Source organism: Microbacterium sp. 22242, assembly GCF_052045495.1.
In the GTDB taxonomy this organism is placed as follows: Bacteria; Actinomycetota; Actinomycetes; order Actinomycetales; family Microbacteriaceae; genus Microbacterium.
Genome location: NZ_JBQEOZ010000006.1, coordinates 136,485 through 160,097, shown reverse-complemented (window position 1 = coordinate 160,097; position 23,613 = coordinate 136,485). Strand labels below are relative to the sequence as shown.

At 71.1% G+C, this 23,613-nt stretch carries 18 protein-coding genes; 11 read left to right on the top strand and 7 right to left on the bottom strand.

All coding sequences use genetic code 11. The annotated features are described in order from the left end of the window. Positions 1–73: 73 nt before the first annotated feature. The gene (locus tag ACTJJZ_RS08955) at positions 74–2,266 is read right to left on the bottom strand and encodes an alpha-galactosidase (protein WP_440720835.1); all 2,193 of its coding nucleotides are present in this window, start codon (positions 2,264–2,266) and stop codon (positions 74–76) included. Further along, positions 2,256–3,344: a LacI family DNA-binding transcriptional regulator gene (locus ACTJJZ_RS08950; RefSeq protein WP_440720834.1), complete on the bottom strand. Its 1,089-nt coding sequence runs from the start codon at positions 3,342–3,344 to the stop codon at positions 2,256–2,258. Before ACTJJZ_RS08950 ends, ACTJJZ_RS08955 begins: the two co-directional genes overlap by 11 nt. A 332-nt stretch (positions 3,345–3,676) precedes the next feature. Between ACTJJZ_RS08950 and ACTJJZ_RS08945 the strand changes: the two genes are divergently transcribed. The 10 genes from ACTJJZ_RS08945 to ACTJJZ_RS08900 all read left to right on the top strand — a co-directional run bounded on the left by ACTJJZ_RS08945 (position 3,677) and on the right by ACTJJZ_RS08900 (position 16,959). Further along, the gene (locus ACTJJZ_RS08945) at positions 3,677–4,987 is read left to right on the top strand and encodes an ABC transporter substrate-binding protein (protein ID WP_440720833.1); all 1,311 of its coding nucleotides are present in this window, start codon (positions 3,677–3,679) and stop codon (positions 4,985–4,987) included. A gap of 31 nt (positions 4,988–5,018) precedes the next feature. Beyond that, entirely contained in the window at positions 5,019–5,987 is a 969-nt protein-coding gene (locus ACTJJZ_RS08940) for a carbohydrate ABC transporter permease (RefSeq protein ID WP_440720832.1), read from the top strand. Beyond that, positions 5,984–6,865 (top strand): carbohydrate ABC transporter permease, encoded by an 882-nt coding sequence (locus ACTJJZ_RS08935; RefSeq protein WP_440720831.1) that lies wholly within the window; start codon positions 5,984–5,986, stop codon positions 6,863–6,865. The genes ACTJJZ_RS08940 and ACTJJZ_RS08935 overlap by 4 nt, the downstream gene beginning before the upstream one ends. Then, positions 6,862–9,414, top strand: a complete 2,553-nt coding sequence (locus ACTJJZ_RS08930) for a glycoside hydrolase family 2 protein (protein WP_440720830.1) — start codon at positions 6,862–6,864, stop codon at positions 9,412–9,414. Before ACTJJZ_RS08935 ends, ACTJJZ_RS08930 begins: the two co-directional genes overlap by 4 nt. Beyond that, complete coding sequence (locus tag ACTJJZ_RS08925; protein WP_440720829.1) at positions 9,411–10,442, top strand: glycoside hydrolase family 113; 1,032 nt, start codon at positions 9,411–9,413, stop codon at positions 10,440–10,442. Before ACTJJZ_RS08930 ends, ACTJJZ_RS08925 begins: the two co-directional genes overlap by 4 nt. A gap of 382 nt (positions 10,443–10,824) precedes the next feature. Further along, positions 10,825–13,191, top strand: a complete 2,367-nt coding sequence (locus tag ACTJJZ_RS08920) for a glycosyl hydrolase (protein WP_440720828.1) — start codon at positions 10,825–10,827, stop codon at positions 13,189–13,191. A gap of 3 nt (positions 13,192–13,194) precedes the next feature. Beyond that, entirely contained in the window at positions 13,195–13,737 is a 543-nt protein-coding gene (locus ACTJJZ_RS08915; protein WP_440720827.1) for a hypothetical protein, read from the top strand. 75 nt (positions 13,738–13,812) lie between these two features. Further along, positions 13,813–14,781 carry a BadF/BadG/BcrA/BcrD ATPase family protein gene (locus ACTJJZ_RS08910; protein WP_440720826.1) on the top strand — a complete coding sequence of 323 codons (969 nt, stop codon included), beginning with the start codon at positions 13,813–13,815 and terminating at the stop codon, positions 14,779–14,781. Positions 14,782–15,013: 232 nt separating this feature from the next. Beyond that, complete coding sequence (locus ACTJJZ_RS08905) at positions 15,014–15,838, top strand: sugar phosphate isomerase/epimerase family protein (protein WP_440720825.1); 825 nt, start codon at positions 15,014–15,016, stop codon at positions 15,836–15,838. Next, positions 15,835–16,959, top strand: a complete 1,125-nt coding sequence (locus tag ACTJJZ_RS08900) for a Gfo/Idh/MocA family protein (protein ID WP_440720824.1) — start codon at positions 15,835–15,837, stop codon at positions 16,957–16,959. Before ACTJJZ_RS08905 ends, ACTJJZ_RS08900 begins: the two co-directional genes overlap by 4 nt. A 62-nt stretch (positions 16,960–17,021) precedes the next feature. On the opposite strand, the gene ACTJJZ_RS08895 is transcribed toward ACTJJZ_RS08900, so the two are convergent. The 3 genes from ACTJJZ_RS08895 to ACTJJZ_RS08885 all read right to left on the bottom strand — a co-directional run bounded on the left by ACTJJZ_RS08895 (position 17,022) and on the right by ACTJJZ_RS08885 (position 20,341). Then, positions 17,022–17,639 (bottom strand): TetR/AcrR family transcriptional regulator, encoded by a 618-nt coding sequence (locus tag ACTJJZ_RS08895; protein WP_440720823.1) that lies wholly within the window; start codon positions 17,637–17,639, stop codon positions 17,022–17,024. A 113-nt stretch (positions 17,640–17,752) separates the two neighbouring features. Beyond that, on the bottom strand, positions 17,753–18,940 hold the full coding sequence (locus ACTJJZ_RS08890; RefSeq protein WP_440720822.1) for a Gfo/Idh/MocA family protein: 1,188 nt from the start codon (positions 18,938–18,940) through the stop codon (positions 17,753–17,755). Between the two features lie 27 nt (positions 18,941–18,967). Continuing rightward, complete coding sequence (locus ACTJJZ_RS08885) at positions 18,968–20,341, bottom strand: MFS transporter (RefSeq protein ID WP_440720821.1); 1,374 nt, start codon at positions 20,339–20,341, stop codon at positions 18,968–18,970. A gap of 241 nt (positions 20,342–20,582) precedes the next feature. Between ACTJJZ_RS08885 and ACTJJZ_RS08880 the strand changes: the two genes are divergently transcribed. Beyond that, the gene (locus tag ACTJJZ_RS08880; protein WP_440720820.1) at positions 20,583–21,692 is read left to right on the top strand and encodes an FUSC family protein; all 1,110 of its coding nucleotides are present in this window, start codon (positions 20,583–20,585) and stop codon (positions 21,690–21,692) included. A gap of 10 nt (positions 21,693–21,702) precedes the next feature. Here ACTJJZ_RS08880 and ACTJJZ_RS08875 read toward each other — a convergent pair whose 3' ends face one another. Together ACTJJZ_RS08875 and ACTJJZ_RS08870 are read right to left on the bottom strand one after the other, a co-directional pair. Continuing rightward, on the bottom strand, positions 21,703–22,743 hold the full coding sequence (locus ACTJJZ_RS08875) for a zinc-dependent alcohol dehydrogenase family protein (protein ID WP_440720819.1): 1,041 nt from the start codon (positions 22,741–22,743) through the stop codon (positions 21,703–21,705). Between the two features lie 79 nt (positions 22,744–22,822). Next, the gene (locus ACTJJZ_RS08870) at positions 22,823–23,557 is read right to left on the bottom strand and encodes a Pr6Pr family membrane protein (protein ID WP_440720818.1); all 735 of its coding nucleotides are present in this window, start codon (positions 23,555–23,557) and stop codon (positions 22,823–22,825) included. Positions 23,558–23,613: the final 56 nt, after the last annotated feature.

The following is a 23,613-nucleotide window of genomic DNA, read 5'->3' as shown; positions in this document are numbered from 1 at the left end:
ACCACACGGCAGATCAGCACGGGGCCGATCAGCATAGGCCCGATGAGCGCGGGGCCGATCAGCACGGGGTGGATCAGACGGCCTCGACGTGCAGCACGAAGGCCTGCACCGGCCACAGCGTGGGCAGCTGCAGCCCGAGCTCCGCGAGCACCGCTCCGGGAAGCTCGACCTCCCCGGCCGTGAACCAGCCGGGCGCGATCCAGCCGTAGGCGGCCGCGCCGATCTCGCGGCGCACCCGCACCCGGTAGCGACGCAGCGGGTCGAGGCCAGGGATCCGCAGCCGCTCGGCGCGGGCGTCCTCGAGGCTCGCCACCGTGGCCACCACGACGACGGCTGCCTCCTGCGCGGGCGCGACGAACCCCGTGACCCGCCAGGCGGGATCCCGCAGCACGGGATGCACGGTGCGCCCCGTGTGCGCGATCGGCCGCAGCTCCTTGTACAGCCGGCCGAAGGCGGCGATCGCCTCGGTCTCCTCGGCTGAGCAGTCCAGGATGTTCCACTCCAGGCCGGCCGAGCCCATCAGGCTCGTCGCCATCCGGTACGACAGCGGGGTGACCCGACCCGAGCTGTGCGACTCGGCGGGGCCGACGTGCGCGCCGACGAGCTCGGGTGGCAGCAGCAGACCGGTCCAGCGATGGATGTCCTGCCGCTCCACCGGATCGTTCGAGTCGCTGCCCCAGACCCGCTCGGTGTGCTGCAGGATCCCGAGATCCGTGCGCGCCCCGCCCGAGGAGCACGACTCGATCTCGAGGCGCGGGTGCCGGGCATGCAGCTCGTCGAGCAGCCGGTACAGCGCGAGGGTCTGCGCGTGCACGCCCGGCCGGCCGTCGTGCACGCTCTCCACGAGATCGCGGTTGTGGTCCCACTTGATGAAGTCGATGCCGAGCTCGCCGACGAGGGCGGAGATCTGTCCGAGCACGTGCGCGTACGCGCCTGGGTTCGCGAGATCCAGCACGAACTGGGTCCGCCAGGACAGCCGGGGGTCGTGCTGCAGGTGCCGCGGATCGTGCAGCAGCCAGTCCGGGTGGCTGCGCGCCAGGTCGGAGTCGAGGCTCACCATCTCGGGCTCGAACCACAGTCCGAACTGCATGCCGAGCTCGTGCACCCGCGCGGCGAGGGGCGTCAGCCCCTCCGGCCACATCGTGCGGTCGACCACCCAGTCGCCGAGGCTGGTGGTGTCGTCCCGGCGGCCGGCGAACCAGCCGTCGTCGAGCACGAAGCGTTCCACCCCCACGGCGGCGGCCCGCTCGGCGAGGGCCGTGACACGGGCCGGGTCGTGGTCGAAGTAGACCGCCTCCCAGGTGTTCAGCACGAACGGCCGCGCGGACGCGGGATGGCCGGGACGCGCGCGCAGCCAGGTGTGGAAGGCCGCAGCGACGCCATCCATGCCGTTCGCGGAATATGCGAACAGCACATCGGGTGCGGAGAGGTCCTGCCCGGGCTCGAGCACGACCTCGCCCGGCCGCAGCAGCTCGCCGCCCCCGAGCTGGGTGAGGGCGTCGGTGATCCGGTCCACGCGATAGGTGACGTCCGCGGACCACGCGACGTGCGCGGCCCAGACCGGCCCGTCGGTGAACCGCGGGGCGCCGACGGAGGCGGCGAAGAGCGCCGGCGCGTCGTGTCCCGGCCGCCCGCGGCGGGACTGCCGCACGACGGATCCGGCCGGCATCGCGGTGACGACGGGGCGCTTCTCGCGCGTCCAGCGTCCGTCGAAGGTGAGCAGGTGATCGGCGGTGGTGGGCACGGGCAGGGTGCTCTCCAGCCAGTCGACCTCGATGCGCCCGGCCGTGCCCTCGTGTCGCAGCGCCTGTTCGACGCGCACGACGCCGCCCGCTTCGAGTCCGATCCGCACGGTGAGCCGCAGCCCGCTCGCATCGTCCACCGCGGTCGTCTCGAAGGCGCTCGGTGTCGGTGCCGGTGCCGATTCGGGTGCGGTCGTGGAGGTGCCGGGTCGCTCCGGTGCCGGGGCGGCGGACGTCTCGACGCGCCACCGTGGGCGCAGCTGCACGCCGTCGAGGCGCAGCTGCATTCCGGGTCGGCCGGACCAGCCCTCCGCCTCCTGCGGGGAGAGGGTCGCCTCCCACGCGGCGTCGAGCGTGGCCGGCGGCGTCTGCCGGCTCAGCGCGGCGCGCAGCGCCGCCGCGTCATGCGCCAGGCCCGCGCCGAGCGGCGCGCCCCAGTGCAGCACCGCCGGCAGGCCCGGTCCTGCGGTGTCGATGACGACGGAGGCGCCGTGCGCCTCCAGGACGATCAGATCAGTGGTCATGCGGGCTCTCCTGCGGAGGGTCGGGGGTTGCGGCGGGTCGGGGGTCTGCGGACGGGTCGGCGTCAGCGGGCGGCGGCGCCGGCCGCTCGCCGGTGCCGCGCTCGATGAGCCAGGTGGGCAGTCGCACCTGCTGCGTGAAGCCGGTCGGGGAGCCGATCCGCTCGAGCGCCAGCCGGGCCGCCTGCCGGCCGAGCTCGACCGGATCGTACGCGACGACGCTGACGCCCAGCACGTCGGCGGTGTCGAAGTCGTCGAAGCCGATCAGCGCAGGCGGCGGATCCGCGCGCCCGCGCAGAGCCCGCACGGCGCCGATCGTCATCCGGTTGTTGCCGGTCAGGATCGCGGTGGGCGCGTCGTCGAGCTCCAGCAGGGATGCGACGACGGCCTCGGCATCCGCCTCGCGATCGTCGACCAGGCGCTCCCACCGAGCGGTCTCGGCGATGCCGGCGGAGGCCATCGCCTCGCGGTAGCCGCGCAGCCGCTCCGCCTGCGTGTACACGGCGGCCGGGTTGCAGGCGTAGGCGATGCGGCGATGGCCGCGGGCGAGCAGGTGCGTGGTGGCCTCATAGGCGCCGCGGTGGTTCTCCAGCACGACCGAGTCGGCGACGAGGTTGCGTGCGGGGCGGTCGATCGCGATGACCGGCGTGCCCAGGTGTCGCTCGCCCTCGAGGTGCGACTGATCGTCCGCGACCGGGATGATCAGCAGCGCGTCCACGCGCTGCTGGAGCAGGGCGTCGGCGACGCGCTTCTCGCCGTCGGCGGTGTCGTCGGTCGTCGCGACGACGAGCGCGTAGCCGTGCGGCGCGATCTCCTGTTCGATGCCCGCGGCGACCCGGTAGTAGAACGGGTTGCCCAGCTCGCCCATGACGAACGCGATCGTCTGGGTCGATCCGCCCCGGCGCAGGTTGCGCGCGAGGGTGTTGGGCCGGAAGCGCAGACGCTCGGCGGCGCTCAGCACCCGCTCGACGGTCTCGGGCGATACCAGGTCGCGGTTCGCGTAGACCCGCGAGACGGTCTTCGCGCTGACCCCCGCGAGACGCGCGACGTCGTCGAGCGTGGCACGGGACTGGATGGCCATCGGGCTCCTTGAGAGAGGGGACGAGCGGAGGATCAGCGGTGCGGGGCGGGGTTGATCGGCGAGCCTAGCAATCTCGACCGCGGGTGTCCATCGAAGGACATTTCTCGGACAGCGGTGGCTCCCGGCCCGGCGTTCACGGGTGGGAAAACCCAGGTCGAGAGCTGTATCAAACGATTCGATCCCGGATCGAGGCCCGCAAGACAGCGTTGACATAGGGCTTGCGCTCTCGGAGATTATGCGCTTAATCTTACGGGACCACGCAGCACCACCCCCGAAACCCCCGTTTCACCGACGAACCCACTCGTTCAAGGAAGAACCCGACAGGAGTCACCATGGCAAAGAAGGCAATCGCCCTCGCCGCGACCGTCGCCGTCGCCGCGATCGCGCTCAGCGGCTGCTCGTCCAGCGGCAGCGCGGCCAACTCGATCACCGGCAAGCCCACGGGCACGATCACCGTCCTCACCCAGCGCACCGACCTCGTCTCGGACGGCACCTTCAAGAAGTACGCGGCCGAGTTCAACAAGGCCTACCCCGACGTGACCGTGAAGTTCGAGGGCGTCAACGACTACGAGAACGCGATCAAGACCCGCCTGAACGGCACCAAGTACGGCGACGTCCTGGCGATCCCCGCCGCCGTGAAGCCCAGCCAGCTCGCGCAGTTCTTCGAGCCGCTCGGCAAGACCACGGACTACAGCGGCAAGTACCGCTACACGGCGCAGGCCTCGTACGGCGGCACCCAGTACGGCATCGTGTCCGGCGGCAACGCGAACGGCATCGTCTACAACAAGAAGGTCTGGGAGAAGGCCGGCATCACGAAGCTGCCGACGACCGAGACGGAGTGGCTCGACGACCTCAAGCTCATCAAGAGCAAGACCGACGCGATCCCGCTCTACACCAACTACAAGGACGGCTGGCCGCTGTCCCAGGGCATGGGCAGTCTCGGTGCGATCACGGACGACCCCGACGCCGCGATCCACATGGCCGAGAACCCGAAGCCGTGGACCGAGGGCACCGACATCTACGCGATCGACTCGCTGCTGTTCGACTCGGTGCACGACAAGCTCACCGAGCCGGACCCGCTGTCCACCGACTGGGAGGGATCCAAGACCCAGCTCGGCGCCGGCAAGATCGGCGCGATGGTGCTCGGATCCTGGGCCGTCTCGCAGATGCAGGCCGCCGCGGTGAAGGCCGGCGCCTCCGCCGACGACATCGGGTACATGGCGTTCCCCGCCAACGTGAAGGGCGTGCAGTACGCCACGAACGCGGGCGACTACGCCTACGGCATCAGCAAGCACTCCACCGCGAAGGCGGCCGCGATGGCGTGGATCACCTGGTTCACCGAGAAGAGCGACTACACGAAGAGCCAGGGCATGGTCTCCACGCTGAAGGACTCCCCGCTGCCGGCCAACCTCACCGGCCTCTCCGACGCGGGCGTGAAGCTCATCGAGCCGGCCGCGGCGCCCAAGGGCAAGGAGAGCCTGCTCAGCGACGTCGCCAATCAGGCCCAGATCGACCTCTACGGCCAGGTGTACCGCCAGAAGCTCGTCGACATCGCACGCGGTGCGGCCGACGGCACCAAGGACGGCTACTTCGCCGAGCTCAACACCAAGTGGAGCGCCGCGGTCAAGCAGCTGGTCAAGTAACCGATCCGATCCACATCCCGGAGGACATCTCATGGCGATCTCGACACCGAGCACCGCGCCGGCGAGCACCTCCGCCATCCCTGCCGTCTCCGGGCGCCGCGCATTCGTGCGGCGCCCGGAGCCCACGGGGCGTCGGCGGATCCTGACCCGGCTCACCCCGTGGTTCTTCCTGGCCGCCGCGCTCGGCCTGCTCCTGCTGCTGACCTACTGGCCGGCCGTCAACCTGATCTACTACAGCCTCACCAGCTGGGACGGGTTCGACCAGAACAAGACCTTCATCGGCCTGGACAACTACGTCCAGGTGTTCACGAACCCCGACATCTTCCGGGTGTTCCTGGTCAGCGTCTACTACTTCCTCGCGACGTTCGTGCAGATGGCCCTGGCCCTGTACTTCGCCTCGATCCTGAGCTTCTCGACCCGGTTCTCGAACCTGTTCCGCGGCGTGCTGTTCTTCCCGTACCTCATCAACGGCGTCGCGATCGCGTTCATGTTCCAGTACGTGTTCCAGCAGGGCGGATCGCTCGACATCGTGTTCAGCTGGTTCGGCGTCACTCACCCGCCGCAGTGGCTGGGCGATCCGTCGATCGCGAACTGGTCGCTGGCGAGCACCTCGGTCTGGCGCTACACGGGCCTCAACTTCGTGCTCTTCCTCGGCGCGATCCAGTCCATCCCCGCCGAGCTGTTCGAGGCGGCGGACCTGGACGGCGCGAGCAAGTGGCAGCAGTTCTGGGCCATCGTCTTCCCTGGCATCCGGCGGGTGGTGGGGCTGAGCCTCATCCTCGGGATCTCCGGATCGCTGGCCGCCTTCGAGACGCCGTTCATCATGACCGGCGGCGCGAACGGCACCACGACCTTCGTCATCAAGACCGTGCAGACGGCGTTCGTGTACACGCACGTCGGCCTCGCCTCCGCGATGGCGGTCGTCCTCCTCGTGATCGTGCTGCTGGTCACTTGGATCCAACGCAAGCTCTTCCCCGACGAGAAGGTGGATCTCGCATGAGCACTCTCGCATCCCGCCGTGCGGACGGGCGCCGCACGCCCAGCCTCGCCTGGATCCGCTTCCGCGGAGCAAGCGCGAAGACCGCCAAGTACGTGAGCCTGCTGCTCGCCGCGTTCTGCACCCTGCTGCCGATGGTCGCGATCCTGTTCGCGAGCTTCAAGGGCACCATCGAGTATCACCGCACGAGCGCGCTCACACCGCCGCAGAACTGGTTCAACCTCGGCAACTTCGTCACCGCCTTCGTCAAGGGCAACATGCTCGAGGGCTTCGTGAACACGGCGATCGTGCTGTCCGTCTCCCTCGTCGGCACGATCTTCATCGGATCCATGGCCGCCTACGCGCTGGACCGGTTCCGGTTCCGGGGCAAGGGCCTGGTCACGGCTCTGTTCATGATCGCCACCCTGGTGCCGTCCGTGACCAGCCAGGTCGCGACGTTCCAGCTCATCAACGGGCTCGGCCTGTACGACACCAAGGGCGCCCTGATCCTGATGTTCACGGGCACCGACATCATCGCGATCTACCTGTTCATCCAGTTCATGCAGTCGATCCCGGAGTCGCTCGACGAGGCCGCGATGCTCGACGGCGCGAACCGGTGGACGATCTACTGGCGGATCATCCTGCCGCTGCTCAAGCCCGCGATCGCGACCGTGGTCATCATCAAGGGCATCGGCATCTACAACGAGTTCTACACACCGTTCCTCTACCTGCCCAGCGAGGGCATGGTGTCGACGACGCTCTACAACTTCAAGAGCGCGACGAACACCCAGTGGGAGGTGATCTCGGCGGGCACCCTGCTGGTGATCATCCCGTCGCTGATCGCCTTCCTCTTGCTGCAGAAGTGGATCTACCGTGGCCTGATGGCGGGAGCCGTGAAATGACCCTGACCCCCGAACTCGCCGGCACCGTCGTGGAGTCCGGCCCGATGCGCACGCACAGGCGCGAGCTGCACGAGGGCTGGCGGCTGCGCGCGGCCGACGGCCCCGTCCCGGACCACCTCCGCGACGCGCTGGGCGACGGATCCGTCGACGCGACCGTGCCCGGCTGCGTGCACACCGATCTGCTCGCCGCCGGCCTGATCCCAGATCCGTACCTCGACGACAACGAGGCGCTGCTCGCCTGGATCGGCCTCGTCGACTGGACGTACGAGACGCGGTTCACGTGGTCGCCGGACGGTCACGAGCGCCACGACCTCGTCTTCGACGGCCTCGACACGGTGGCGACGGTCCGGCTCAACGGCCGCGTCGTCCTGGAGGCCGCGAACCAGCACCGCGCGTACCGCGTCGACGCGAGGGCGGCGCTGGTCGAGGGCGAGAACGTGCTCGAGGTGGCGTTCCGCTCCCCGATCCGGTACGCGAACGCGCAGAGCCTCGAGCTCGGTGCACGGCCGCGGCCCTACCCGCTGCCGTACGAGGCGATCCGCAAGTCGGCCGCGAACTTCGGCTGGGACTGGGGGATCGCGACGTACACGAGCGGGATCTGGCGCCCGGTGCGGCTGGAGTCGTGGTCGATCGCGCGCCTCGCCGAGGTGCGGATCGCGGCGACCCCCACGGTCGGCGGTGGGCGGGTGGAGGCCGCGGTGCGCGTCGAGCGCTCCTCGGCGGACGCGCCGAGCGCCTTCGCCGTGACCGCGACCCTCGGGGGATCCCGTGGCGAGGCCCTGGTGCCCGCAGGATCCGACACCGCCGTCGTCGCCGTGGAGGCGGCGGGCCTGGAGCGCTGGTGGCCGGCCGGCTACGGCGACCAGCCGCTGTACGACGTGCTCGTGTCGATCCGCGAGGAGCCGCCGCACGTGCGCGGCGACCTGGATGCGGTCGTGCGCCGCGTCGGCTTCCGCACGGTCGAGTGGGACACCCGCCCCGACGCCGACGGCACGCCGTTCACGCTCGTCGTGAACGGTCAGCCCGTCTACGTGAAGGGCGTGAACTGGATCCCCGACGACGCGCTGCCGGTGCGGGTCGACCGCGCCCGCTACGAGCGGCGGCTGCGGCAGGCGCTCGCGGCGAACCTCAACCTGATCCGGGTGTGGGGCGGCGGGATCTACGAGTCCGACGACTTCTACGAGCTGTGCGACGAGCTGGGCCTGCTGACCTGGCAGGACTTCCTGTTCGCGTGCGCCGCGTATCCCGAGGAGGAGCCGCTGCGCAGCGAGATCGAGGCCGAGGCGCGGGAGAACATCGTGCGCCTGGCCGACCACGCCTCGCTCGTGCTGCTCACCGGAAACAACGAGAACCTCTGGGGGCACGAGGACTGGGGGTGGAAGCAGTACCTCGACGGCGCCAGCTGGGGCGCGTACTACTACCACGAGCTGTTCCCGCGGCTCGTCGGCGAGCTCGCCCCGCACGTGCCGTACAGCCCGGGCAGTCCCTTCAGCCCAGCCCAGGCCGACGGCTCGACGCCGCACCCGAACGCCGAGCCGCACGGCACCATGCACCTGTGGGAGCAGTGGAACCGCCGCGACTACCCGACCTACGCCGAGCACCGCCCGCGGTTCGTGGCGGAGTTCGGCTGGCAGGGCCCGCCGGCCTGGTCGACGCTCGTGCGGTCGGTCTCGGACAGCCCGCTCACCCCCGAATCCCCGGGCATGGTCGTGCATCAGAAGGCGATGGAGGGCAACGTCAAGCTCACCACCGGGCTGCTGCCGCACTTCCGGGTGCCGACGGCCATGGAGGACTGGCACTGGGCGATGCAGCTGAACCAGGCGCACGCCGTGCGGTTCGCGCTCGACCACTTCCGCTCCCTCGCCCCGCACAACGCGGGCGCGGTCGTCTGGCAGCTCAACGACTGCTGGCCGGTCACCTCGTGGGCCGCGATCGACGGCGATGAGCGGCTGAAGCCGCTCTGGTACGCGCTCAAGGCCGCGTTCGCGCCGCGCGTCGTGTCGATCCAGCCGCGCGGCGAGGGCCTCGCCGCCGTGCTCGGAAACGACACCGGCGCGGCGTGGGCGGGCTCGCTGGTGGTCCGTCGGCTCGCGTTCGACGGCACTGAGCTCGCGGCGCAGACCGTGCCCGTGTCGGTGCCCGCGCGCGGATCCCTCACGGTCCCGCTCGACGCGTCGGTCGCGGTGCCGGGGGATCCCGCGGCGGAGCTGCTGGTCGCCGACGTGCCGGGCGGATCCGTCCCCGTCGAGCGCGGCTTCCGGTACTTCGCCGAACCGCGCGACTCGGGGCTCCCGGTGGCGGGGTACACGGCCGAGACCCGCTCCGTGGACGGGGGCAGCGAGGTGCGGATCACGGCGACCACGCTGCTGCGCGACCTGACGCTGCTCGTCGACAAGGCGGATCCCGACGCGGTCACCGAGCATGGCCTCGTGACGCTCCTGCCCGGGGAGACGGCCGTGTTCCGGGTGCGTCATCGCGCCGACTTGGACCCGCAGCTGCTGACGGATCCGCGCGTGATCCGCACCGCGAACGAGCTGGTGGCCCGATGACCCCGTTCGAGGAGCGAAGTGTGCTGCCGAACGGGGCCGGAAGCGACCAGCATCGCTCCTCGAACGCGGTGCTGGATCCGTATGTCGCGGGGATGACCTGGGGCTGGACCGGCGTGCGCGGCACCTGGGCGACGCCCGAGGCCGCCGAGTCGATGCGGCTCATGGCCGAGCAAGGCGTGAACTGGACGGCGATCGCGTACGCCGTCGAGCAGGAGACCGCGCAGTCGGTGACCATGCCGTGGGATCAGGCCCCGACGGTGACCGAGGACGAGATCGTCTGGGCGATCCGGGAGGCCAAGGCGCACGGACTGAAGGTGTGCCTGAAGCCGGTCGTCAACGTCAGCGACGGCACCTGGCGCGCCTACATCGGCTTCTTCGACTGGGACGTGCCCGGCGAGCCGAGCTGGGGCGAGTGGTTCGCCGCGTACACCGAGTTCATCCTGCACGCCGCCCGGATCGCCGAGGCCGAGGGGTGCGAGATGCTCTGCATCGGCTGCGAGATGGTGCGCGCCGACGGCCGCGAGGCCGAGTGGCGGGCGCTGGTGGCCGCCGTGCGCGAGGTGTACTCGGGCGTCGTCGCGTACAACTGCGACAAGTACCAGGAGGATCACGTCGCCTGGTGGGACGCGGTGGACGTGATCACCTCGAGCGGGTACTACCCGATCGACCGCTGGGACGCCGAGCTCGATCGCATCGAGCGAGTGGTGCAGCAGCACGGCAAGCCGTTCTTCTTCATGGAGGCCGGCTGCCCGTCCCGCGAGGGATCGCCCGACAAGCCGAACGACTGGAGCCTGCCCGGGGCACCGTCGGGAGCGGAGCAGCTGCGCTACTACCAGGCCATGGTCGACGCCTGCGACCGCCGTCCGTGGATGCGCGGGTTCATGCTGTGGGACTGGCCCCCGCGGCTGTATCCGCTCGCCGAGGCCGGCACGAACGACGACTACTGCCCGTACGGCAAGCCGGCCGGGGAGTTCCTCCGCGAGACGTATCGCGCGAAGACCCGGCCGGTGTCCGTCCCGGGATCCTGACCCGTCCGGATTCCGGATCCCGAGCCTCTCGGATCCCGCCTTGCCCGCGGATCCGGCCCCGGTGCGGTTCGCGGATCCGGATCCGTCGCGGATCAGGATCCGAATCCGTCCACCGGGTCCCGGACCAACGGTGCCCTGAGTTCCTCGCAGAGACTTCCCAGGAGATGGATTTCGCTGCTCCCCGGACCCTCGCAGCCGCGAAATCCATCTCCCCGAAGCGCTGGCACGGCCCGAGGGATGGAAAACGTCGCTCCCCGGGCCCTCGCAGCCGCGAAATCCATCTCTACCGCGACCGAAACCGCGACAGCGTTCCGACCCGCGACCACGATCCACCCCCAATGAACGCCCAATCACCCCACCCCTCACAGAAGGAGACTCGACGATGAGTCGCATCCCCCGTGCCGTCGCCCTCGCGACGGCGACCGTCCTGCTCGCCGGGCTGCTGATCCCGACGAGCGCCTCGGCTGCCGCCGCCGCATCAGCGGTGCCTGCCACCACGACCTCCGCACCGGCCGATCTGGTCGACGGCGACGCCACCCCCGAGACCCGGAGCCTGTTCTCGTACCTGCGCGACGTGCGCGGCACGGGGATCCTGTTCGGGCACCAGCACGACACCGACTACGGCACGACCTTCGCCTCGCCCGACGGCACCTCCAGCGATGTCAAGGCCGCGACCGGCGACTACCCGGCCGTGTTCGGCTTCGACACCCTCATCATCGAGGGCAAGGAGAAGCCGGGGGATCCGAACGCGACGAAGGAGCAGAACGCGCTCACCCTCGCGAACTCGATCCGGCAGGCGCACGACCTGGGCGGGATCGCCACCCTCAGCGCGCACATGCCGAACTTCGCCACGGGCGGCGACTTCTACGACACCTCCGGCGATGCGCTGCGGGCCGTGCTGCCGGGCGGCGCGCACAACGCCGACCTGAACGCGTTCCTCGACCTCATCGCCGTCGCGGCGACCCACGCGACCGACGCGAACGGGCACGCGATCCCGATCGTGTTCCGGCCGTGGCATGAGAACGCCGGGTCGTGGTTCTGGTGGGGCGCCGCGTTCGGCACCCCCGGCGAGTACGCCGAGCTGTACCGCTACACGGTCGAGTACCTGCGCGACCTGAAGGGCGTGCACAACCTGCTCTACGCGTTCTCGCCCGGCGGCGGCTTCGGCGGCAACGCGGACCAGTACCTGCGCACGTACCCCGGCGACGACTTCGTGGACGTGCTCGGCTACGACACGTACGACGCGGCGGCGGACAGCACCTTCCTGTCCGGCCTCGTCTCCGACTTGGGGATGATCGCCGACCTCGCCGACGCGCGCGGCAAGATCAGCGCCTTCACCGAGTTCGGGATCACCGGCGGCGTGCAGCCCGACGGCCAGAACAAGAACGTGCACTGGTACATGGACGTGCTGAACGCGATCAAGGCGGATCCGCGCGCCTCCCGCTCCGCCTACATGCTCACCTGGGCCGACTTCGGCGGCACGACCACTCCGTACATCCCGACGAGCGGCGAGATGCTGCCCGACTTCCAGGCCTACTACGACGACCCGTACACCCTGTTCGCGCACGACCTGCCCGCCGACGTGCTCACCCGGACGGTCGACGCGGTCCCCACCCAGCCGGTCGCGCACCTGGCGAGCCCCGCCGACGGATCCCGGGTCGCCGGATCCACGCAGGAGATCCGCGCGTCCGTCCGCGGCTACGCGGCCGACCGCGTCACCGTCACGGTGGACGGCACCACCCAGGAGATCGCGCTGACGGCCCCGGCGCCGGGCACGCTGTGGTGGACCGGCACCTGGACCGTCCCGGACGCGCTGCGCACGAACGCCACCCACGGCCTGACCCTGCACGTGTTCGCCGGGGGTGCCGAGGTCTCCACGACCCACTCGACCGCGGTGGTCGGGGCCGCGCCCGTGCGTGCGCCCGGCGAGGTGGACGACTTCGAGGGCTACGGCGACGACGCGGCGCTGCGCAGCGCCTACGTGCAGTACAACTCCAACACCATCTCGCTCGTGCACGCCTCCGCCACCACCCCGGTCGGCGACGGGACGCAGGCGCTGAAGTTCGACTACTCGTTCGCCTCGCAGAGCTACACCGGGTTCGGCACGCAGCTGACCGCGGACTGGTCGCCGTTCTCGGACTTCCAGGCGTGGATCCACCCGGACGGCTCGAACGACAAGCTCGTGCTGCAGGTCGTCGCCGGCGGCGTCACGTTCGAGGCGTACCCGTCGCTCGCCGGCACCACGGCCTCGCTCGTCGACATCCCCTTCGCCGACTGGCATCCCGCGCCGTGGGACACCGCGCACGCCGGCGCCGCCCTGACTCCCGACCTGCTCGCCACCGTCACCCAGTTCAACGTGTACGTGAACGCGGTCGACGGCGGGGCGACGAGCGGATCCGTCGTGCTGGACGGCCTGAGGGCCGTGCCGGGAACCCCGCCGCCCACGACCTACCGCGACGTGCCGCGCGACAATGCGGACTACGCGGCGATCCAGTGGCTGCACGACACCGTCATCGACCTCGGCGACAAGAACGGATCCTTCCATCCGACCAGGTCGGTGAAAGACGAGGAGGCCGCGCGGACCTTCGCCGCGTACGGCAAGGCCGCGGGTGTCACAGCGTCCCCCCCGGCGTCCGCGCGTCGGCTGGCCGTGACCGAGGCGCTCTGGGCGCTCGCCGGAAAGCCGGTCGTGTCGAACGGCCCCTCGTTCCAGGACGTGCCGGCCGCGTCGGCTCCGGCCGTCGCCTAGGCCGTGTCGGCCAAGGTCGTCGAGCCGGTCTCGGCCACGCAGTTCGGGGCGAACGGGCGGATCTCCCGTGCGGAGCTGGCCCGCTGGCTGCAGCGCACCGACGTGATCGTGCGGGCGTCGCGCCCCGTCCCGGTGGTCGACTTCTCCGACGGGGCGCACGGCTGGGCGGTGCCGGACTGGCAGACCAACGGCGGCACGGCCACGGCCGAGAACGGCCGGCTCGTGGTGCAGGCGGCGTCCGGCGGCGACTGGGTGAGCGGACCGGGCGGGCAGGACTTCTCCGGCCGCACCACGCTCGTCATCGACGTGCCCGCGACCACCGGCGTCGGCATGAAGGCCGCCCTGCAGCTCGGCCCCGACTGGACCTGGTGCGAGACCGCGCCGGCGACCTGGGCCGGCCCAGGCGCGCACACCGGATCGGGCGCCGTGACCATCGACCTCACCACGCTGAGCGCGGACTGCCGGGCGCTGCTCGGGCAGGTGCGCGGCATCAACCTGTTCGTGAACGAGGGCCGCACCGAGATCTCGGCCATCGGCGTCCGCTGACCAAGACGGAACCGGGCTCGCGCGCGACTCGGCGCGGAGCCCGGTTCCCGCGACCATGAAGGGAATGCGACGAGCATGACCACCGCAGCACCCCGCTCGATCCTGGCGGTCGACGCCGGCCAGAGCAGCATCAAGATCCGGCATTCCACCGGAGGAGACGTGACGGACTGGAGCACCTCCGGAATCCGGACCGACATCCCGTTGATGCCGCAGCTGGGGGCGGTGCTGGCCGACGCCGGACGACGCGGTCTCGGTGCGGAGGCGGTCGGGATCGGTGTGTCCGGGCTCACCGCCGCCGCCACGGACGCGGAGGAGCTGATGAGCGTCGCCGCCCGTTCGGGGGCGCGCGCACTGAGCATCGCGCACGATTCGATCACCGCGTTCCTCGGGGCGCTCGGCGACAACCGGGGCGCGGTGGTCGCGGTCGGCACCGGAGTGGTGACCCTGGCCGTGGGCCGCACGGAGATCGCTCGAGTCGACGGCTGGGGATACCTGCTCGGCGACGCGGGCAGCGGCTTCTGGATCGGGCGCGCGGCGCTGGACGCCGTGCTGCGGGCGAACGACGGACGGGGCCCCGCCACGGCGCTCACCGACGTGGTGCGTGCCGAGTTCCCTGTGCTGGAGGACGCCTACATCGAGCTGCAGGCCGATCAGGACCGGGTGCGCCGTGTGGCCGCGTACGCGCGCACCGTGGCCGAGGTGGCGGCAGCGGGCGACGAGGTCGCGGCGGCGATCTCCGCCGCGGCGGCCGATGAGCTCGCACACTCCGTGGCGAGCGGGTTGCGCCGCGTGGGCGAGATCGGGCCGGACGGTCGTGACAGAGCCGGAGCGGGGGCGTCAGGGGAGAGCGTGCACGTGCGGGCAGTGGGCGGGGCGTGGGGATCCGTCGTGCTCGCAGATGCATTCGTGGACGCCGTGCGGCGTCGCCTTCCAGGGGCCGACGTCAGAGTCGTCCGCGCTGATCCCCTGGACGGTGCGATGCTCCTTCCCTCCGTGTCGCACGAGAGTCCTCTGCGCGCCCAGGCGGTCCACGTCACGGCCTGACTTCTGACGCCGACCCCTCCTCCGCCGCCGACGACGCCGCCGCCGCCGACGCTGCCGACGAGGGCGTATCCGTCGCCGGTGATGTCTGCGGACGGACAGGGCTCGACCCCGAGAGCGATGCGCGCGGCATGGAACAGAATGCGCATCAGCCATTACCTCCACATGGAGGTTTCTGCTACTCTGACCGCACGGGCCGAGCGCGCCCGTCCCCTCTCAGAGAAGGAAGGTCGACGTGGCCCTGCCGGAAACCTCGGTTCAGCTGTACACACTCGCGGCGGAGTTCTCCGCCGACATGTCGGGCTCGCTCGACAAGCTCGCCGCCATCGGACTGCGCAACGTGGAGGCGTTCGACTTCGTGCGCCGGCCGGACGAGATCCGCGCCGCCCTCGACGCCTCGGGCCTCGCCTCGCCCACCGGACACGCGCCGCTGCTCTCCGACGAGCTGTGGACGCCGGACGGATCCATTCCCACGCCGGCCCCCGAGGTCGTCTTCGAGGCCGCCGCGAAGCTCGGCATGACCACGGTCATCGACCCGTTCGTGGCCCCCGAGCGCTGGTTCACGCTCGACGGCGTCGCCGAGATCGCCGACCGGCTGAACGCGCTCGCCGACACCGCGGCGGGCTTCGGGCTCGCCGTCGGGTACCACAACCACGCCCAGGAGTTCGTGGCCGACTTCGACGGCCAGAGCGCCTACGAGCGCTTCGTGGCGCTCACCGATGCGCGGATCGCGCTCGAGCTCGACCTGTACTGGGCGCTCGTGGGCGGCCAGGACGTCCCCGGCCTCGTCTCGCGCCTGGGCGACCGCCTCGTCGCCGTCCATGTCAAGGACGGCACAGCCCCCGAGAGCAACCCGTTCGCCCCGGGTGCCGGCGAGTTCGGCTCGGACAGCCTCGATCAGCGCCACGCAGGCAGCGGCGACGTGCCGCTCGCCGACGCGCTGCGTGCGGCGTCGGCGGTGCAGTACGCGATCATCGAGTACGACAACGCGCCGGGTGACGTCTTCGAGGACATCGCCGCGAGCTACGCGTTCCTCACCGACGGCGGATTCGCCCGATGAGCGCGGTCGGGATCGGCGTCATCGGCGTCGGCGTCATCAGCGACACCTACCTCGAGAACCTCGCCAGGTTCCCCGACACCGAGGTGCTCATCGTCGGCGACCTGCTGCTCGACCGCGCCCAGGCGCAGGCGGAGAAGTACGGCGTCCCCGCCTTCGGATCCGCTCAGGACGTCCTGACGCATCCCGGCGTGGACCTCGTGATCAACCTCACGATCCCCGCCGTGCACGTCGAGGTCTCGCGGGCCGCGATCGCCGCGGGCAAGCACGTCTGGACGGAGAAGCCGCTCGGCCTCGACCGCGAGGGCGCCGCCGAGCTGCTGCGCGAGGCCGACGCCGCAGGGCTGCGCGTCGGCTCCGCCCCCGACACCCTGCTCGGTCCGGGCTTCCAGGCTGCCCGCCGGGCGATCGAGAGCGGCGTGATCGGACGTCCGCTGTTCGCGCAGACCGCGTTCCAGACCCAGGGGCCGGACCTGTGGCATCCCAGCCCCGCATTCCTCTTCGCCGAGGGCGCCGGTCCGCTGCTCGACATGGGGCCGTACTACTTCTCGGCGCTGGTGAGCCTGCTCGGCCCGGTCGCGAGCGTGGCGGCGGTCGGCAGCAAGGCGCGTGAGGAGCGCGAGATCCGCACGGGCCCGAACGCCGGCACGCTGTTCCCGGTGGAGGTGCCGTCGACGATCCAGATCGTCACCGCGTTCGAGCAGGGCGCGCAGGCGCAGAGCCTGCTGAGCTTCGACTCCGCGCTGGAGCGTCACGGCGTCGTCGAGATCCATGGCACCGAGGGCACGATCGTGATCCCGGATCCCAACCAGTTCGCCGGCCGCATCGCGTACGTGACGCCTCTCGGCGTGCTGCGCGACGGCATGTCGTTCGAGCAGGAGTGGGTGGAGATCGCCCACGAGGACATCGAGATCGGCCGGGGGCTGGGCGCGCTCGACATGGTGCGCGCGATCGCCGCGGACCGGCCGCACGTCGCCTCCGGCGAGCTCGGCTTCCATGTGCTGGACGTGCTGCTGTCGGCCCAGGAGTCGGCGCGCACAGGCCGGACCGTCGCGGTGGCGAGCACGGCGGCGCCGGTGCCGCTGCTGCCGGAGGGCTTCGACCCGTTCACCGCCACTCTCTGAGACCGTCGGTCCCTGAGCTTGTCGATCCCCGAGCAGGGGCCACGCGCCCGGGAGGCTCCTGCTCAGGGACCGGTGGTGCCGTCGCCGGAGAGCAGCGAGTCCAGCATCTCCAGTGCGGCTTCGTGGTCGATGGTGTCGTCGAGCAGCCACTGGGTCTGCAGCCCGTCCGAGGCGGCGACGACGAGGGCGGCGACGAGATCGGGGTCGAGGTCGGCGCGCAGCTCGCCCGCGGCCTGCAGCTTTCGTACCTGCGCCGACATCCCGGCCCGGATCCGGCTGAAGCGCTGTGTGATGAACTCCTGTGCGGCCGCGTGCGAATCCTCGAGAGCCGTCGACACCAGGGTCGAGTACAGCTGGACCAGCCCCGGGATGCGGCGGTTGCGCTCCGCGGCCGTGCGCATCGACAGGGCGGGGCGGGCGTCCGCGGGGACCGGATGGGTCGCGTCGGTCGCGCTCTCCGACGCACGGTAGACCTCCACGAGCAGCTCTTCCAGAGAGCCGAAGTAGTGCGTCAGCGCCGCGTGGGTGACGCCGACCTCCTGGGCGATCGCGCGCAGGCTCGTCTTGTGCGACCCCCGCCGCGCGAACACCTCGATGGCCTTGTCGAGGATCTCCTGGCGTCGGGCGATGCCCTTGCGGTAGCGGCCGGCGCTGCGGGGTGCTGCGGAGGAATCGGCCATCACCCGATGATAGCGAGACGGCCTGTCGTCGCCGGCGGGGATGCCGCGGCAGGGAAGGCTCTCGCAGCTCGGCCCATGACGCTTTCGCAGCTCGGCCTACGAGATGCCGCCCGTCACTCGTCCGGCGTCGGGCCGTCGGCTGCGATCGTCTCGGCCCGGCGGTCCGGATCGACCGCCCACGGCAGTCCCAACTCGGTGAACGTCGCTTGCGCGGCGACCGCGCGCAGCACCGCCTCCTCGATCCCGCGGATCACGATCCGCTCCTCGCCCCCCGTACCCACCCGGTCGACGAACTCCGCGGCGATCGGGTGCGGCGGGGCGCTCGTTCGCACCGTCTCCAGCACGCCCATGTACGCCTCGGTGTCGTCGAGAGCGCTCAGCAGGCTCGCGCGGCCGTCGCGGGCGTCCAGCAGGTTCTCGAGCAGGTCGGTGCGCTCGAAGCGGGTGGTGCGGGACGAGTCGCCGGCGTCGACGCGGACCTCGTCCCGCACGTAGAAGAAGGTGGCTGTCGCCTCCGAGCCGTGAACGGTGACGAAGGGCTCGGCCTCGCCCGGTCCGCAGAGCGTGAGTGCGCAGGTGACGTCGGCTGCCGCCCCGGGCAGGGATGCCCGCACGACCGTCGTGTCATCGCTCTCGGTGGGGTTGGCGCGGTGAAGGTCCACCTCGATGCGCGAGACGTCGGAGGATCGTCGGGCGCCGGCGACGTTCAGCGCCGTGATGACGGCGTGCGACAGGGCGTTCGTGGCGACGCCGTCCACCACGTCCACGCCGTCGAGGGTCCGCTTGCCCGCCCAGCGGGAGCGCGCGAAGTACGCGCGGTTCCGCGTCCACAGTCCTGCCGCGGTGATCGCCCGGATGTCGCCGAGCGCCCCGCCGTCGATCGCCGATCTCAGCCAGGGGAGGGCGTGCGAGCCGAGACTCTGGAAGCCCACCTGTACGAGACGGTCCGCGTCCGCGGCGGCCGCCCTCAGCCGGTCGAACTGCTCGAGCGAGGTGACGGGCGGCTTCTCGAGATAGAGGTCGGCTCCCGTCGCCAGCGCCTTGACCGCCAGATCGAAGTGCGTGTGCAGCGGCGTGCAGACGATGACCACGTCGAGGTCGCTCTCTCCGGCGAGCAGCGCATCCGCGTCGCGGTAGGCGCGGACGCCGGCGGGGAGCTCGCCGGGTTCCAGCGGGCTGGGCTCGGCCACGGCGACGAGCGTCGCGCGGCCGCGCCCCTGCAGCCTGTCGAGGTTCTGGCGATGGACGAGGCCGAAGCCGTGGGCGCCGATCAGCGCTACTCGAGCCGGTCTGCCGCCCACGTCCGTTCCCTCCTCCCCGTGCACGGGTCAGGCGTCGCCGCCGCGCGAGTCGCGCCGGCCCCGGCTCACGTGCACGATCGGCGTGGTCTCCAGCGCTTCGAGCTCCAGCTTCGCCGTCTCGCGCGAGCGCCACGCGGCGAAGGCCGAGATGAGCGAGAACACCAGGGTGAGCGCACCGATGATCAGCGGGACCGACGGGCTTCCGGGAGGAGCGATCGCCGTGAAGATCGCGGGGAGGAACCCGGTGATGAACAGGGCGATGTTCTGCGAGACCGCGAAGCCGGTGACGCGGGTGCGCGTGGGGAAGAGCTCCTGGAAGAAGCTCGCGAAGGTCGCGTTCCACAGCTGGTACAGGATGCCGAAGATCAGGATGGCCAGCACGACGGTCAGCGGGATGTTGCGGGCCTGCACCACGAACAGGTAGGCGAAGGACAGGACACCGGCGCTCAGGGGGCCCCAGATCATCAGCGGGCGACGTCCGATCCGGTCGGAGAGCCGGCCGAAGATCGGGATGAGGATGATGGCGACGATGTTGGCGACGACGGGGATCCAGAGGTAGACCGAGGGGCTCATCTTCACCCCGTACGCCGGCTGGGTCGCGTAGGCGGTGCCGAAGACGACCACGGTCACGCCGATCACGTTCGCCAGTCCCATGCAGACGGCTCGGAGGACGGTGCCGCCGTTCTCGCGGAACAGCTGCGCGACCGGGACGCGCGCCACCGCGTGCTCGCTCTGCTCCCGGCGGAAGGACGGTGTCTCGTCGACGCGCGATCGGATGATCACACCCGCGACGATCACGACGACGCTGAGGAGGAACGGGATGCGCCACCCCCAGGCGAGGAAGGCGTCATGCGAGAGGAAGGTCGACAGCGGGATGAAGCTGGCCGATGCGAGGATGCTGCCGGCCTGGGTGCCCTGCAGGCTGAAGCTGGTGAGGAAGCCGCGATTCGCGGCAGGCGCATGCTCGACGATCATCGCGCTCGCGCCGCCCAGCTCGCCGGCGACGGCGAAGCCCTGGATCAGCCGCAGCACCACGAGCAGGACGGGTGCGAGCACGCCGACCTGCGCATAGGTCGGCAGAAGGCCCACCAGCAGTGTGGAGAGCCCCATCACCATCATCGCGAAGACGAGGACGCGCTTGCGGCCGTGCTTGTCGCCGAAGTTGCCCAGGACGAAGGCGCCCAGGGGCCGCGCGACGTAACCGACGCCATAGGTGGCGAGGGAGGAGATCAGCGCGATCGCAGGATCCTCGCCCGGGAAGAACACCTGGGGGAAGACGAGCGCGGCCGCTGCCCCGTAGACGGAGAAGTCGTAGTACTCGAGCGCGCTGCCGACCCAGCCGCTCATCGCGGCGCGGCGTGGCATGCGCCGGGCGTCGGGTGACGTGGTGGCCTCGGACATGTCGTCTCCTGTCGTCGTCGACCGTACTGATGATAAGCGGCTCGACTCGAAAGTAAGCGCTTTCCGTTAAGGACGAGCGTAAGCCTGAAACGATTCATTGTCAACCGTCGGCGAGGCATGCGATACTCGCCGGCATCGGGACTGCCGAGCTCGTGGGCAGCGCCTGAGCGGACGGGCGCCCGTGATCCTCCCGCGTAGGCTGGGCGGGGGCCGCCGGGCCCGAGGGAAGGCGGAAGCGGACATGACGGAACCGGATCCGGCTCCCCACGATCCTCCCGCCCCGCGCCCGCCGACCGCGCTGATCCGGGTGTGGGCGCGAAGTCATTTCCTGCTCGCCCCGGCGCCGTCCCCGCGTTGGCCCATCGCGCTCCAGGCCGCGCTGTCGATGTTCCTGCCCGTGGCGCTGTTCACGGTGCTGGGGCGGCCGGCCGTCGGGGTGATGGCGGCGAGCGGCGCCTTCACGGCCATCTATCTGGTCGGAACCGCTCCGCTGGTGCGGATCCGTCTGCTGCCCGTCGTCGTCGTCGCGATCCTGCTCTGCGCAGCGACCGGTACAGCGCTCGCGCCGTACCCCGCGGCCGCCGCGATCGGCCTCGTCGTCGTCGCCCTGGTCACGGGTGCACTGCACTACGGATACCGGCTCGGCCCGCCGGGACCGGTGTTCTTCGTGCTCGTCTACGGACTCGCCACGCACCTCACCGCCGTCTCCGCTGGCCACCGCCTCGTGGAGCCGCCGCTCTTCCTCGGCGCGCTCGCCGTGGGCGCCCTCATCGCCTACGGGATCGCCGTGGTGGCGTTCCTGATCGCCCGGCCTCGCGGCGGTGCCGCCTCACCGGCACGGACGCAGATCGCACGTCGGCCGCGGCTCGATCCCGACGCCAGGGCGCTGCTGCTGAGAGTGGCGCTCGTGGCCGTCGCGGGCACTCTCCTCAGCATGCTGCTCGTCGACCCGCAACGGGCGTACTGGACCGTGTGCGCGGGAATCGCCGTGATCGGCGTCAACGTCGGCAGGCGGGTCGCCTTCATCCGGGGAAGCCAGCGATTCCTCGGCACGGTGGTCGGCGCCGGCCTCTTCGCGCTGCTCGGATCCGTCCCGATCCCGCCTCTCCTGCTGCCGTTCCTGCTCGCGGGGCTCCAGTTCACCGTCGAGATCTTCGTGGTGCGCAACTACGCGCTGGCGCTCGTCTTCATCACACCGCTCGTGCTCTTCATCATCTCCTCCGCGGCGGGCACGGGCGGCGGTCTCCCCTGGGACCTGATCCTCGAGCGCGTCGTGGACACCCTGATCGGCGCCGTGCTGGGCGCGGCGTCGGGCGTCGTCCACCCACGGGCGTCTCCGCACCGCCGGTGACGGCGGGCGGTCAGGGACGGCGCGGGTCGATCAGGGTCATGCCCGCGACGGTGGCCCGGTCGAACTCGGGCAGCAGCGCCGCCGCCTCCTCGAGGCCGATGGTGCGCTCGATGAGCTGCTGCGGGGCGAGCAGCCCCCGTTCGATCAGCGTCATCATCGCGGGGTAGTCGGCGGCGGCCATCCCGTGGCTGCCGAGCAGGTCGAGCTCCCACCCGATCACGCGGTCCATCGGCACCCGGGGATGCCCGTCCACGGGCGGGAGGAGTCCGATCTGCACGTGGCGCCCGCGGCGGCGCAGGCTCAGGATCGCGTCGGCACAGGTCTGCTCGCTGCCGACCGCGTCGACGGAGACGTGGCTTCCGCCGCCGGTCAGCTCCGCCACGGCGGACGGGATGTCGGATCCGTCGGCCACGAGGGTGTGCGCGGCGCCGAGCCGTCGCGCCACGGCGAGGGCCTCCGGGTTGCGGTCCACCGCGATCACGCGGGCTCCGTGCGCCTGCGCGATCATCACTGCGCTGAGGCCGACGCCCCCGGCGCCGACGACGGTCACCCATTCGCCCTCGCGCACCTTCGCCCGGCCGGCGAGGGCTCGGAAGGCGGTCGCGAAACGGCAGCCCAGGCTGGCCGCGGTGGCGAAGTCGACGTCGTCGGGGATCCGCACGAGGTTGACGTCGGCCGCGTGCAGCGCGACGAACTCGGCGAAGGATCCCCAGTGCGTGAAGCCGGGCTGCTGCTGGTCGGGGCAGACCTGCGCGTTGCCGGAGCGGCACCACTCGCACGTGCCGCAGCCGCAGACGAACGGCACCGTCACGCGATCGCCGGGGTGCCACCGGGTCACCTGCGGCCCGGTCACGACGACGACGCCGGCCAGCTCATGGCCGGGGACGTGCGGCAGGGCGATGTCGTCGTGTCCGGCCCAGGCGTGCCAGTCGCTCCGGCACAGGCCCGTGGCCATGACCCGCACCAGCACGCCGTCCGCCGGGACGCTCGGCTCCGCGACCGAGCGCACCTCGGGACGGGCCCTGACCTGATCCATCACCACAGCACGCATGGCCTCATCATGCCAGCTGGAAGAGCGCGGGCGTCACGGGGGCGCCCCGCCCTCGGGGCAGGGCGAGCCCGGCGGAGCGTCAGCGCCCGCGCTTGCGCGAGACCGCGATCACGCCGGCGCCGACCGCCAGGATCACGATAGCGATGCCGACGACGTACAGCACGACCGTGAGCGCGCTGTTGCCGGGCAGATGCGGATTCAGGAACGGATAGGGGTACCACCAGTGCTCACCGGTGAGCGGGGCGATGATGAAATTCGCGCGGATCAGCGTGTAGGCGACCCAGACGAGGGGGAACGCGGCGACGGCGCCCAGCACGCCCCAGCCCAGGCAGCGCCGCTGCGGGGCGAAGAGCACGTCGGCGAGCAGGATGAGCGGGCCGACCACGTGCAGCACCTCGTTGACCCACGGCGCGGAGATGCCGACCGGTGCGTTGCGCAGCAGCAGGTTGTAGACGATGCCCGTCGTGATCATGTACGTCGAGACGCAGGCGAGCAGGATCGCCAGGCCACGGGGCTCGACGCTGCGGCTCCGGGCGTTGCGCAGCGCCCAGACTCCCGCGAGCAGAAGGGCCACGATGGCCGCGACGTTCGACAGGATCGTGAAGTAGCTGAGGAGGTTCGCGATCACGGTCGGCAGGTGCCGTGCCGCCGGCGTCGCGGCCGCGAGCGCGTTCTGCACCGACATCGTGACCTGCGTGCTCACGGCGAGCAGGATGAGCGCGGCGCCCGCGAGACGCACGACGCCCCACAGTGCCGGGCTGATGCCGAGACGTGACGTGCGATTCGCGGTGCGCTCCGGCGCGGGCATCTGCATTCCTTGACGATAGCGGCCCCTGCATCCTCACCGGTCACCCTCGGGGATCGGCCGGA